Annotated in this window: 14 protein-coding genes; all 14 read left to right on the top strand. The window is 63.6% G+C overall.

What is annotated here, in order from left to right; translation table 11 throughout:
• The first annotated feature begins 26 nt into the window (after positions 1-26).
• Positions 27-221, top strand: coding sequence for a hypothetical protein (locus F1C58_RS16705; RefSeq protein WP_185204256.1), 195 nt, complete (start codon positions 27-29; stop codon positions 219-221).
• A 121-nt stretch (positions 222-342) separates the two neighbouring features.
• Positions 343-915 (top strand): hypothetical protein, encoded by a 573-nt coding sequence (locus F1C58_RS16700; protein WP_185204255.1) that lies wholly within the window; start codon positions 343-345, stop codon positions 913-915.
• A 96-nt stretch (positions 916-1011) separates the two neighbouring features.
• On the top strand, positions 1012-2487 hold the full coding sequence (locus F1C58_RS16695; protein ID WP_185204254.1) for a BspA family leucine-rich repeat surface protein: 1476 nt from the start codon (positions 1012-1014) through the stop codon (positions 2485-2487).
• 137 nt (positions 2488-2624) lie between these two features.
• Positions 2625-3509: a hypothetical protein gene (locus F1C58_RS16690; protein WP_185204253.1), complete on the top strand. Its 885-nt coding sequence runs from the start codon at positions 2625-2627 to the stop codon at positions 3507-3509.
• Between the two features lie 68 nt (positions 3510-3577).
• On the top strand, positions 3578-5287 hold the full coding sequence (locus F1C58_RS16685; RefSeq protein ID WP_185204252.1) for an FtsK/SpoIIIE domain-containing protein: 1710 nt from the start codon (positions 3578-3580) through the stop codon (positions 5285-5287).
• Positions 5288-5523: 236 nt separating this feature from the next.
• On the top strand, positions 5524-6066 hold the full coding sequence (locus F1C58_RS16680) for a hypothetical protein (protein ID WP_185204251.1): 543 nt from the start codon (positions 5524-5526) through the stop codon (positions 6064-6066).
• Positions 6067-6261: 195 nt separating this feature from the next.
• Positions 6262-7263 (top strand): hypothetical protein, encoded by a 1002-nt coding sequence (locus F1C58_RS16675; RefSeq protein WP_185204250.1) that lies wholly within the window; start codon positions 6262-6264, stop codon positions 7261-7263.
• A 58-nt stretch (positions 7264-7321) separates the two neighbouring features.
• Positions 7322-7846 (top strand): tetratricopeptide repeat protein, encoded by a 525-nt coding sequence (locus tag F1C58_RS16670; RefSeq protein ID WP_185204249.1) that lies wholly within the window; start codon positions 7322-7324, stop codon positions 7844-7846.
• 160 nt (positions 7847-8006) lie between these two features.
• Positions 8007-8561: a hypothetical protein gene (locus tag F1C58_RS16665; RefSeq protein WP_185204248.1), complete on the top strand. Its 555-nt coding sequence runs from the start codon at positions 8007-8009 to the stop codon at positions 8559-8561.
• A gap of 21 nt (positions 8562-8582) precedes the next feature.
• Positions 8583-9140, top strand: coding sequence for a hypothetical protein (locus tag F1C58_RS16660; protein ID WP_185204247.1), 558 nt, complete (start codon positions 8583-8585; stop codon positions 9138-9140).
• 97 nt (positions 9141-9237) lie between these two features.
• A complete protein-coding gene (locus tag F1C58_RS16655; RefSeq protein WP_185204246.1) occupies positions 9238-10086 on the top strand; it encodes a hypothetical protein in 849 nt (282 codons plus the stop codon).
• A 20-nt stretch (positions 10087-10106) separates the two neighbouring features.
• The gene (locus F1C58_RS16650; RefSeq protein WP_185204245.1) at positions 10107-10643 is read left to right on the top strand and encodes an HAD domain-containing protein; all 537 of its coding nucleotides are present in this window, start codon (positions 10107-10109) and stop codon (positions 10641-10643) included.
• A gap of 98 nt (positions 10644-10741) precedes the next feature.
• Complete coding sequence (locus tag F1C58_RS16645; RefSeq protein ID WP_185204244.1) at positions 10742-12271, top strand: GspE/PulE family protein; 1530 nt, start codon at positions 10742-10744, stop codon at positions 12269-12271.
• Positions 12261-13376: a type IV pilus twitching motility protein PilT gene (locus F1C58_RS16640; RefSeq protein WP_185204243.1), complete on the top strand. Its 1116-nt coding sequence runs from the start codon at positions 12261-12263 to the stop codon at positions 13374-13376. The genes F1C58_RS16645 and F1C58_RS16640 overlap by 11 nt, the downstream gene beginning before the upstream one ends.
• The last annotated feature ends 2 nt before the right edge of the window (positions 13377-13378 follow it).

The raw sequence follows: 13378 nt of genomic DNA, 5'->3' as shown, positions 1-13378 counted from the left end.
GAGGTCCGATGACGGGGAGGAGACAAATGAAGGTGACGCAGCGGCTGTCCTGGGCGATCCTGGCCGTAGCTGGCCTCGGGTTGATCGGCCACTTCATTTGGCACTACAGCACCTGGCCGTTCAGCGTGCTTACGATCGTTGTTGTCATTTTGAACGCACTAGGCAACTTGCGCAATGTCCAGAACCGCCACCCACAGGAGAACGACCCCAACCGACGATAAAAGCCCAGCGCTGCAGGGCTCTGTGCGGCTTTGCCTGGCCCGACGGCATTTTCCGCCGCATGTCTAACTGTCTGACGGTCGTTGCGGCTGTCCACGACATTGACGGAGCCGAAAAGACACCATGGGGCGCACCGCACGCGAGCCGCCTCCGCCGAAGCCGACGTACAGCGAATTCAGTGTCGCGCTCCTCTACCAGTCGCGCCGCGACATCCTCGGCATGCAGCTTGAGCAACTCCACGCCCAACGTCTCTATGCTGATCCGAACGCTGCTCGGGCTTACTACGAAATCTGGATCCCGGTTCGGGTAACGATTCGTCGGCGAGCCGACAATCAGCGCGCGGAGATGCGCCGGATGGCCGGTGTCTTCCAGGCGTTGGTGGCGTTCCTGCTCCTGTCTTTCGTCAGCACGGTGGTGATATCGATCGCCGTGCTTGGGATCATCAGCGAGTCCGACAAGGCCAGCGTCGCGTTGGCGAGAAGCGTCCCGGCGGATCCTTTCAGTCACGAATCACCGCCAGGCAGTCCAGCCGGCGACCCTGCCGCGCCCGTGGTCTCGCCGCCGCCGCCGCCGACAGTGCAGCCTGGTCGCGTATGCCAAAGCCTCGGTCAAACCGAGCTGGGTGATGCTGGCAAGACGTACGTCTGCGGGAAGAACGGTCCAGACGCCGGCGGGCACTACCACTGGAACGTTTAGCCGCCTGAGCTCACTTCGCAGTTTTTGCGCGGCACCTTCCCTCTATGTGGTGAAGCGTTACCTGGCGCTCTTTCCTCTTGAACGAATGGACTTCCCGTGAGTCGCTCCCTCCCCACTGTTCGCCGGCACCGTCGCCCGCGACTTGCCGATTTCCGGCAGGCTCTTCGATCCGCTTCCGGCGCGATCGACTTGGCCAGCATCATGGTCGGTGTTCTCGTCATCGGCATCATCGGCGGAGTCATCGCCGTCGCCGTCTTCGCGGTCATCCCGTGGTCGCAGAACGAAGCAGCAAAATCGGTTCTCAGCTCCGTCAAGACGGCCCAGTCCGTCGCGTATGTGAAGGGTTCTGATGCGGTCCCGCACAAGGGGTTCATGACGGCAACGGAACTGACCGCGGCGAAGCTCCTTCCCCATTCCGACGCTCTCGCGGTGGCAACAGACAGCGCCTTCAACTGCTTCGTCGCAGTGTCCCGGTCAGCCACCGGAGCGGACTACTATTCGACCGACTCGCAGGCGGAGGCGCTCCCCTGGGATGCCAGCATCTCGGACGCCACGCTTGGGTGCACGACCGACATTCGCACGCAGGTCGGTCTCCTGCCGATCAGCGGCGGGAACCAGGGCGGCGGAGCACTTCCAGCTACCGGAAATGACGGCGGAACTGTAGCGGACCTCACCGCGGACGGAGCCCCTCACACCACCGCTGCGCGCATGGTCAGCACGTGGGATACGTCAATCGTCAACCGCAACACAACTGACTTCCAAGGGCTTTCCGAGACTTGTGACACCATCGTTCTCCCGCTCCGTGGAGACATGAACGCCACCATCAACTGGGGTGATGGCACCTCTTCCACAGCGACAGAGTACGCAAGCCACGCATACACTGACACGCCGGGTCCGAAGACGATAACCATCAGCGGAACTTTCCAGTCCTGGGGTGACTGGGACTACAACTGGTCAGCCATCTGCATCACCGGCGTGCCTGTTTGGGGGGAGACTCAGACCCAGTACCTGGACAACGGGTTCACTCGAGCGCAGAACATTGGGGTGGTCCGTGAAGTTCCATCCACAATCACGTCGATGAACAACGCGTTCGGTTCGAACCCCGAGTTCAACACGCCGGTGAAGTTCTTCACCGGGAATGTCACAGACATGTCGGGCATGTTCTACGGGGACACCATATTCAACCAGCCCGTTTCTCTGAACACCAGCAAGGCAACGAAGATGGGAAGCATGTTCGAGTCCGCCAAGGCATTCAATTCGCCGCTGACGTTCACGAGCACGAAGAACGTAGTCGACATGTCCAGCATGTTCTTCAACGACTCGGCCTTCAACCAGCCGGTGAACTTCGACACGAGCAGCGTCACCACCCTGCGGTCCATGTTCGCGAACGCACCGGCCTTCAACCAGCCGGTGAACTTCGACACAAAGAACGTGAAGATCATGGACTACATGTTCTACAACGCGGTCGTATTCAACCAGCCGCTGGATTTCAGCATCGCACAGAGTCCGACCCGGACGGGCATGTTCCAAGGGGCTTACGCCTTCAACCAGGACATCAGCGGCTGGCACTAGGGCGGGCGGAGGTGGTGCCCAGATTCTCCACCTCCGTTCAATCTATCGAATGAGGAACAGTCCCCGTTCGAATGCTGGCAGGGGCAGTTCCTCATTCGAAGTACCGTGGCCCCGCAGAGCCACACACCTATGTCTGCATGACCACCGACAATCTCCTTCACCCACGCATCGCCGACGGCACTTTCACCGACAAGCCCCAGTCGGCACCGGAAGCGGAACTCACCGCCGCGTCCGCCGAGGACGTCTTCGTCGCCCGGAAGGGCTACAAGAACGGCCACCACAACATCCACTCGGAGCAGACCTACCCTTCGATCGTCCCCGGCGAGAGGATGATCATCCACGTCGGCGGGGCACCGCACGTGAACACCCGCATCGGGGCGGCCATCCGGCTGTACACGGAAGACGAGAAGGACGACGCGCGACGGGTCCTCGACACCATCGCCTCGGAAAACGGCAAGGTGACCGTTCTGGTCGACCGCATCAACCAGGTCGAAGCGATCGAGGGAACCGCCAGTGTCGTTGGCGGGAAGACCGTCCTCTTCCTCAAGGGATCGAAGACCCGCTACTACCCGACCGAGAAGCTGAAGCTCCTCGGAGCCGTCTCGGGCTACGGCAAGCAGGACCAGCTGGCAGCCGATTTCCAGTCGAAGGCGGCCGTCGTTCCCGTCACCGTGCCCGCGACGTTCGACGGGATCCCGGAGTACGACGATGAAGCAGGACCCGTCGACACGATCGCGGCCGCGTACCTCATCGACGGGCCAGACTTCGGCAACGGTCGCGAGCCCGGGTGCATGTTCTTCGCCACCGATGTCCAGTCGGACAGCGACATCGTCAACGGCTACTTCTGGGCCCCTGACGACGCGGGTCTGCTGACTTCGGAGACGGGAAGCTTCTACATGAAGGAGCTCGAGCGGAAGTCCGGACGGCTTCGCGACTTCGCCCCGAACTCCCTCACGTTCAACCAGTCGTGGCACCTCCCCTCCGATCGCGCGGCCGGCTACCGGCAGGCCCTCGGCAAGTAAACGATCAGTGCGGGCCCGGGAACTTCCCGGGCCCGCATTTTCGTGCTCTCGCCGCATGTCTCATGGATATGGCGAAGAAGATTGAAACCCACACACTGAAGCTCCCGGCGAACTTCGACGGCGCGAAGCACGCCAAGATTCTCGAGAAGTGGGTCGTGGATACTCTCGGCGAAGGCTGGGTCGTCGAGCACATGAACACCGGCGACAACAGCGTCACGGCATCACGGCAGACAACGATCACCGAGATGGTCGACGTCGGAACCAACGCGGACACGAAAGACATCGGCCTGAGGCGGGACACGAAACCAGCCGACGGAGACAAGATCGCGGCGAAGCTGGAGTCCGACTACCCTGGCTACCGCTTGACCAGGTTCGAACCCTTTCTCGGTGTTGCGAGCCTGCAGCGAATGGCTGACAGCACCGTCCGTGCTCGGGGCGCTATTGCTCAGGTTCTCGGTGTGAAGCCGTGGGAAGTTCAGATCAAGACTCGAAGCGACGGCGGCTTCGACATTGAGTTGCCCGGCAACAAATACTCTTCGTCGAAGCATGACGAGAAGCTGCAGGCGACCGTGGAGACGGACATCGGCCGCGAAGGTTGGTACATCCAGACGAACCCACAGAAGCTCACCGCTTCCATCATCCCCAGCGACCCGCCGACCTTCCCTTCCGCAATCGGCTATCCTCTTGCAGGCCTTCGGAAGACCCCTCGAGACCTGCTCCCATTTGGGATGAAACTCCCCGCGCCCGGACAGGCGACCGGCGCGGTGGCTTCGATCGACTGGGTGTCTCAGGCCTTCGCCATGGTGGCAGGTACCCCTGGTGCCGGAAAGTCCGTCACGCTGAATGCTCTGATTGCTGGTGCGCTCGCTTCCGGTTCCGAGCTGGTGGTCTGCGACCTGCCAGAGAAGGCGGTCGACTTCAACTGGGTGAAGCCTTTCGTTCGGGACTCCGGCTGGGGTTGCGACAGCCTCGCCGGCGCGGTCACCGCGCTCGCCCTCGTGTACGAAGAGGGGCAGCGCCGCGCTGAGGTGCTCGGCGCCTCGGGGCACACCAACTGGCTTGACATGCCCGCGGGGCAGCAGTTCAAGCCGGTCCTCATCATCGTCGACGAGGTATCCGGCCTCCTGGTTGCGGACAAGATCCCCGCGGGGATCCCGAAGGACCACCCGCTGGCGATGGAGGTCGCTGAGGAGAACCTGTTGAAGGCGGCCCTCAGCTCCTACATCACGAAAATCATCAGCCAGCAGCGCTTCGTCGGCATGCGCATGGTGCTCTCCACTCAGATCACCAACAACAACACGGGCATCGGCCCGAGCTTGAAGGGAAAGATCGGCCACAAGATTCTTCAAGGCCAGAACCCGTCAAAATCGCAGCGCACCCAGTCGTTCAACGACGAGACCGCAGTCCCGAACGTGCCGTCGAACATCCGCGCCGACGCCAAGGTAGCGAAAGGCACCGGTGCTGCTGAGCTCGAAGGTTCCGAACCGTTCATCTACAAGGCCTACTTCGCGACCACCGCGGCCTACAAGGAGGCGTTGTCCGAACTCCACATCCCGACGACCTCCCGTCCGTCCCCGACTTCGGCGCAGATCGACAAGTTCGCTCCGCGCCTCGACAGCGACGATGACGGACCCCGCCCGAAGTCCCGATACGACAACGGAGGGTTCGGCGAGTCTTCCGAACGGGACGAGCCACGTCTTCGCGGCGCTGCTGCTGCCGGTCATGAGCTCAAAGTGCAGGAGCAAGCCGCGAAGCGAGCGGCCGCGGCCAGCGAGTAGCCAGCAGACCCGCCGCATGTCTTATTTGCAACGGACCCCCGACGCACTACCGAAGGAGCACGACATGTACGAAGACGACATCCGAGGATGGTTCCCCACTCGTGAGCAGCTGGCCGAGGACGGTCGCAGGGCCGAGGAAGACACCCCGATCGCCGCGTAGCGCGGCGCGCGGGGGCGCCGCGCATGTTCTCTCTGACCATCCTCGCCACACCGGCGCGCACAGAATCGAGATGCCCTTGGCAACCGCAGTTGAGACCAACCAAACGACCACGATCACGCCTTCGCCGATCCGCGAGGACGGCGCCTCCTGGCCGTACGCGCTGCTCGTCGCAGACGAGACGATCTACGCTGACTCGCTCACCGAGCTCGTCGCGCATGTCATCGAGGGCTACGACGCTTTCGCCGACGACGAGGAAGGCGACGTGCTCGCGTTCCTCACACGCGTGGACTCCGCTTCGTCGATCGCCGCACAGTCGCAGGCTGTCGTGCTCGCCGAGATGACGGAGAGTGGTGAGTTCGATCCCGAAACGTCCACCGAGACGATCCTCACAGCGCTTCTCACCCCTCGCGGCACCGGCCTTGTCGACGGTTCTGACTTCGGCGGCAACTGGGACAACCCCGTGCCGCTGCTGTTGCTGACGACCGACTACGCGCCGTTCACCGCGTACACCCTCATCACGGGCAACGTGGAGTATTTCGACCCGTCGAACGAGCGGACGTATTTGGAGTCGCTGCAGAAGTTCGGGTTCGTCGAGTTGTTCGTCAACGCCGACATCTGATCGGCGTTTCCCCGTCGTGACGGGGGTGTTCCGAGGATTTGTACATGCGATCCGTTCGTAACTTCCTCGCCTTTGCGGGGGTTCCGATTCTCATGCATGGGCGTCGGATTCAGCTTGCCGTCCAGCACTGCGGCCGCCTGACCCTTGGACACCCGACTGTGACGGTCCGAACAGCCGCCGCACACGTAGGTCTCCATGACGACCTTCGACACTCTCACCCACCCACGCGATGCCGTGCTCGGGCAGTTCATCGACAAGGCACAATCCGCCCCCGAGACCGCACTCACCGCCGACGGCATGACCGCTGCACAGCGCGAGCAGCGCCACGCCGCCCTGCTGGACGCCGGCTTCATCCCTGCAGTCTCCGGCAAGGCCGAGCGTTCCGGAACCACCACCGCGCAGGTCAACACCTGGTGGACTTCACACTTCGTCCGGGCAGAGTACCGTCCGGACGCCACAGGCTACCCTCAGATGCCGGATGATTTCACTCCCGCTTCCACCGACGGTCGCGCCTTGTCGGGAAGCCGACACACCCACCGGATGTCTTACTCCGGCGAAGAAGTGACCATCCGGATGCCTTCGGCAACGTCGATCAAGCGCTACGCCAAGGAGACCGGTTCGACTTTCGATGTGCCTGTCACCGGCACGTTCGACGGCGGGGACATCTCCGGCTGGGTTCGAGTGACTCAGAACGGTCCGGGCGAGTGGTCGTGCCAGGGTCTGAACTTCCCCGATGGCGCCGCAGCCCAGGTGTCCGAGGCGGTCAGCGCTGTGCTCGAGTCCCGCCGCCCGTCGACGGCGCTTCGCGATGCCGGCGACTTGCTGCAGCGTCGCGCCGACCGGATCGCTTCCGCCGGCCAGGTTATCGAGCAGAGCCCGCATGACACGTTCGTCACCGGTGCCGGTTACGACAAGACCCGCGGTGTGCTCGCGGTGAAGATCGGCAACCGGACGTACGGGTACAAGGCGACGGCCGCGCGTGTTCGAGCGTTCGCTAACTCGAACTCCATCGGCCAGGCCTACAACCGTCTGATCAAGGGGACGACCACGGCTGACGTGGTCGAGTGCGCGAAGTGCCACAGGTTCAACGTCGGAGGAGCTGTTCACCGCTGCCCGAGCAAGCACAAGGACGCTCTTCTGACCGTTATCGACCACACGATCGCTGCACGGAAAGCTGCGGTTTCGGCGACCCGATAGGTGTGTTTGGGGAGCCGGATTCCGCAGCGAGCGGGCGAGCCGCGGTAGGTTTCGTTCCATGACTGACTCCGACTTGACCAGGGCCTCCGCCATGCTCGCGAGAACTATGGCTCAGGTGAACTGGGACAACGGCGACACGGCGGCCGCCGTGAAGTTCTGGTCGATTGCGGCAGAGGCCGGCGACTCTGACTCGATGTTGGACATTGCCGCGTTCGCGGAGATGCGAGGTGCCTTCCTGGAAGCGGTGATCTGGTACGGAAAGGCCGCCGAGACGGGAGACCCGTACGGGACGTTCCGGCTCGCGATGGTGCTCCTGGCGCTCGGGGAAGAAACGTCGTCGAACGAATGGCTCGGCAAGGCCGCCGACCTGGGGCACCGCGATGCGATGTACAACATGGGCAATCGAGCTGTTTCTGCAGGCGATATGGAACTGGCCCTTTCCTGGTACACCCGAGCGGCGGAAGCCGGTGATCGCGATGCGATGCGCAAGACCGCCGGCCTGCACCTGAAACGGGCGCATCTGTCCAGGGCACTCACTTGGTACAGGAAGAGCCGGTTGCCGTCAAATGTGCCGCATGTCTAATTTGTGGCGCTGAAAAGCGCCTCAAGGGGCTAGGCCGGCAGCGCCGTTCCCCGCGAAAGACGTTCAGCTCGGGGGTGCTGGGAGTCTGGCCGAAAGGCACGCGGGCGGCGCTGCCGGTCTTATTTTGTGCCGTCAGACCGAGCCGCACACGTAGTTCGTCATGGACACCTTCAACGAACTTGATCACCCGCGCCTGGCCGGCCGTTTCGTCGACAAGGAGCAGAGCCGTCCCGAAATGGGTCTTCTGCTCGCCGACGTCGCCGAGCCCGTGGACGAGGTGAACCCGTTCGACTACGAGTTCCCCGCGACCGACCCGCTCACTACCGGAAACGGAATCGAAGAGCTCGCCCGGTTGGACAACTGGATGATCGACACCTGGATCGCTGGGCACCCGAACGTGGGCCTGGACACTCAGCTCGCGCTCTACGAGCGCGGCGATCTCGGAACCCGGGCCCGAGTGGTCCGCAACCCCGTCGCTCACGGCGCTCTTCTCGCGCAGGCGTGCCGCGATCGCGCCACCGACATTCGGATGCTCGCAGCGGGTCACGCCAACACCCGCGAGCAGGACCAGCTCGAGCTGGCGGCTGACCCCCTCCCCCAGGTGCAGAACGCGCTTCTCGACAACCCGGCCCTCAGCCCCGTAGCGAAGGCAGCTCTCCGCAACTCCACCCACGCCTACATCCAGGAGCGGTTCGTCTCGCTCGACGCCGCGTAACCCAGAAAGCGAAACCAGATCATGACGTTCACCGAAGCTGACCATCCCCGCACAGCCGGGAAGTTCACCGACAAGCTGCAGACTCCGCCCGAGGCTCAACTGTCCCAGGATGCGGTCGCTGGCTACATCTACCTGAACCGGGTCTTCACCGGGCCTCAGCTGGTCGCCACGATGATCAAGCGCGGGGAGCTTTCGCCGGCGGCGGCCGACATGGACGTCGAGGACGTCCTCAACCAGCACGCCGGCGCCAACGCGATCGAGCGTGACGACGAGCGCACATTCGCGGACGACGAGTTCCCGAAGGTGCTTCGCGAAGGCAACGTCCTCATCAGCGACCACCCATCGCTCGGCCGCGAATACTGGAACTTCCCCGGCTACGATGAGGACCCGCTCACCGGGGACGGAGCGCTTGACGAGTTCGCCCAGACACTCGATGGCGTGTACACGGACGAACTCTGGGAGGGCACGGACTACTCGCTGCCCGCCGAGCACAACCTCACGGTCATCAAGGCGAACGCCGTGAACCTCGGGATCGACTTCACGGCACTCGGCTACCCGCTTCCCACCCGTCACAACTGAAGGCTGAGACGTCGACTTTTGCGGCGAGTAGATCGCCACATGTCTCCTTCTCGAAGATCGGAACGCTGACCGCCAGCGTCCCGCCGAATCGAGAACCGTGGCCCGCCTCCAAGCTTTTGACCTGAACGCCCTCACTGCCGCTGCGCCGAAACCTGGTTACGACTGGTCGAAGCGATCGCGCGGCGCGCGCAGCGGCACTGTGACGGTGCACCTTGGCGACATCGCCACGCCGCTTGCTCAGTTCCTGAGGGACAGCGAATCTGTGGTCGGCTGCGTGGCCTGGATCACGTCCACCCGTCTGATGGACGAACTGGTCGGGAAGCCGGTCTCGCTGATCGTCAACAAGGAATGGGCGCTTCGGGACGGCGACAAGAAGCCGGCATCTGTCCGCATCCGCGCGAACTTGGCCCGGCTTACCGGCGGTCTCCGCCGGCAGGACTTCCCGGCCCCGCTCAAATCCATGGCCGGCGCCTCCGATGAGATCGACCCGGTCCGCTGCGTCGGTCACAGCCCTCGCGCTCGGACGGCGAACAACCCGTTGCTCCACCACAAGTTCGTGGTCCGCCTGGCCGCCGGAAAGCCGGTTGCGGTCTGGACCGGATCGTTCAACTTCACGGTCAACGCCGAGTCCAGCCTCGAGAACGCGATCTCGATTGAGGATCCGACGATCGCTGCGGCGTATCTGGCGGAGTGGGCGCGGGTCGCCGCGGTGTCCGAGCCGTTGAACTTCAAGGCGGGGGCCGCCGCGCCGAGCTGGGGTCCGCGCCGGGCCGCACCCGCCGCACCTGTTGCCACCGCCGCGCCCGCTTCTGCCAAGAAGAAGCGTCCGGCGCGCGTCGCGCCGGCTAAGCCGAAGGCCGCCCCCGGATCGTCCACCGCCGCGCCCAAACTTGTCGCGGCGAAGCCCCGCCCGAAACGTCCGCGCCGCCCGGCGAAGAAACGCTGACTCCCGCGCATGGCTGTTCTGTGAACTCTTCCGCGCCGCGCGCTCGTCTCTTCCTGGATGTCGACGGGGTGTTGAGCGCGCCTGCTCTCATGTGGGGTGATACGCGGCGTCTTACGGTGACGGTGAAGCTCGGAGGCGGGCTCGCCGTCCAATACCTGGTCTGGCACTCCCCCAGCATGCTTGCCGCGATCGATTCTCTGAGGGAGGAGTTCGACGTCGAGCTGGTGTGGCTGACCACCTGGCTGGAGGACGGCGCGATCGGGAACCTCGTCGGACGTGTCGGCGCTCTTAGTGGCGGCCGCTGGCTGAACATCCGGCGGCGTTCGGGCCGCGCTGGTGAGTTGCCCCTCGAATGGAAGCGTGACCAGATCCTCGAGGATCTCACGGTTACCCCCGGACCCTTCATCTGGGTCGATGACGATCAGGTGCCGATGTTCGGGGCCGCCGTCGCCGCTTCCGTAGATGTGCCTTCACTGATGATCGCGCCGAACCCGGAGCTCGGCCTGACCCGCGCCCAAGTGGATTCGATTCGTGCGTTTCTGACCGATAACCCCTGACCATCGCTGCCCCGTTCTCAGCACTCAGGCGTTGTTGCCGCATGCCTTCCTTGTAGACGCGGGAACCCGCGTCGAAGACACCCCGGAAGTGGCAGGCGATGACGGACAACGACCCATTCGAGCGATTGATGGAGAAGACCATTCACCCCGTCGTCGCGCCTATCGTTCCGTCGTGGGACGCCGTGCCGCCGTCGACACCGATCGCCGATGTGGATGACCTGCATCTTGCCGAGGGCGCCACGGAGGTCCCCTCGTTCATGCTTCCTTTTACGCCTGATCTCGTCGCCGCGGAGCCGGTCGAGGTTCCGGATGAGGAGCCGGCCGTTGCCGAGGCTGCTGTCGCAGATGACACCGCAGATGACACCGCGGGCATCGCCGCCCCGGAGACCCCGTTCAGTCTCAACTCGCTCCTCGACGAGGACGCCGAGCGCGAAGCCGCTTGGCCTGTCCGCGTGAAGATCGAACCCGAAACGCTACAGCTGTCATCCGAGTCGGACACCCCAGACGACGCGGTGCTCGCCGTTCTCATCCCCCGTGGTGTCCGTCCTGCTCTGGCGGGTCTTATCCAGGATCACCCTGCAGGACAGTGGCTCGAGGGGGCTCTCCACGACATGGTCAACGCCGGCGTTTCCGACGTTCACCTGAACATGAGTGGCATCGACAAGTCGCTGACCATCCAGGCTCGAATCGACGGGGACCTCGAGGCCATTCGTCGCATCGAGGGCCGTGAAGCGACTGTCATCATGAACATGCTGAAAACCAGCGCCGAGCTGTCCACCAGCTCCTCCCTCGTCCCGGACGACGGACGCTACGAGCTGCCGATGAACGGTTTCCCGTATCGGGTTCGCGCTGTCTCGCTGCCCCTCTTCGACGGTGGCGAAAAGATCGTCCTCCGTCTGCCTCAGATTGGCGAGCTCCGCACTCTCGACACGATGGGTGCAACCGACGAGAACATCGCCGCTATCCGCGAGCTGCTTCTGAAGCCAAGCGGGATGATCCTGATCGCCGGCCCCGTCGGCGAAGGCAAGACCACCACCGCGCACCTGGCACTCACCGAAATCGGAACTGAGGGCAAGGCTGTCATCGCTGTCGAGGACCCGGTGGAGCGAGTCCTTCCTGGCGTATCGCAGATCGAAGTTCAGGAGGAAGTCGGCGCCGGATTCAGCGACATCATGCGCTATCTGGTTCGGTCAGACTTCGACACCCTGTTCATCGGCGAGATCCGCGACTCCGCGACCGCCGCGGCGGCCGTCCGCATGGCAAAAGCGGGTCGCCGTGTCATCTCCACGATCCACGCCAGTGACAACGTGACGGCGCTGTTGCGCCTCATCGAGCTGAGCGACGACACCCCTCTTTCGGTGCTCGACGCTGTCTCCGGAGTCATCTCGCAGCGCCTCGTCAAGAAGCTGGACGGGGAAGGTGGCTACCACGGCCGCCACGCCATCCACGAGGTCCTCCTGATCAACGACGACCTCGCCGACCGGCTGATCGAGAACAAATCCCTGAGCGGGGTCCGCGCTGCGGCCGCCGAAAGCTCGACCACCTTCGCTGCGAACCTCAAATACCTCGTCACCGACGGCGTCACCGACAACGACGAAGCGCGACGGGTGGTCGGACATGACGTCTAGCACGATCACCGAAATTGGCCGCATGCTCGACTACTTCGGTGACGAGGGATGCTCCGACATCCACCTTTCCGCACAGCGCGGCCTCTGGTATGTGAAGGACAAGTCCACGCTCGCATTCGAGGCGATGCCGACGATAGACCAGGGGATCATCGATACCCTCATCAGCGAGTTCGCTCATGGTGGCCTCGAAGCCTTCGAAGCGAACGGCCAGGCGGACTCGTCCTTCGACATCGGCGGAACGTTCCGCGGACGCCTCGCCGTCCGGAAGACAGTTGCAGGAACCACAGCCACCATCCGAATCATCTCCCGCCGCATCCCCACCTCGCAGGAACTCCACCTTCCCGACTCGCTGCTCGACACGATCAAGCGTCCTGCCGGCCTGCTTCTCTTCACCGGACAGACCGGCTCGGGCAAGAGCACTAGCATCGCCGCGTTGGTCAACGACGTGAACATCAGCGAGGCGAGTTCGATCTACACGATTGAGGATCCGGTGGAGTACATCTACCCGGTTGGGCGCAGCCTGGTGAACCAGCGTGAGGTCGGAAGCCATGTGCGCTCCTTCTCCGAAGGTGTCCAGAACGCGAAGCGGTCCCACCCGAAAATCATCGTCATCGGCGAAATTGTCAACTCCGAAACGGCCAGCGCCGCCGTCGATGCTGCAGCCTCCGGCCACCTCGTCGTATCCACAATGCACGCCGGATCCACAGCCGAAGCGATTGACGGCCTGATCTCGATGTTCCCACCCAACGAGCAGCCTCTGATGCGCACGCTCCTCTCGCAGGTGCTCCTGGGAGTCATCGTCCAGACCCTCATCCCCAAGATCGGCGGCGGCCTCGCCATAGCGCAGGAGATCGCCTACAACACCCGCCAGTTCTCCGAAATGGTGCGCGGCTCCGGCGGCGAAGGTGGGGATATGAAACTGGTCCAGCAGTACCTTCTCGGCGGCGGTCGCCAGGAGCGAATGGTCGCGATGGAGACATCCCTGACGGAACTCGTGAAGTCCGGCACCGTCCTCCCCGAGACTGCGCGCGCCGTCGCGCGCGACGAACGCGTCATCAACGATCTGCTCACCACTGCAGGTTTCCCGAACACAGCAAAGGACTGAGC

Source organism: Glaciihabitans sp. INWT7 (genome assembly GCF_014217685.1).
GTDB lineage: Bacteria > Actinomycetota > Actinomycetes > Actinomycetales > Microbacteriaceae > Lacisediminihabitans.
This window is presented reverse-complemented; position numbering and strand designations above follow the sequence as displayed.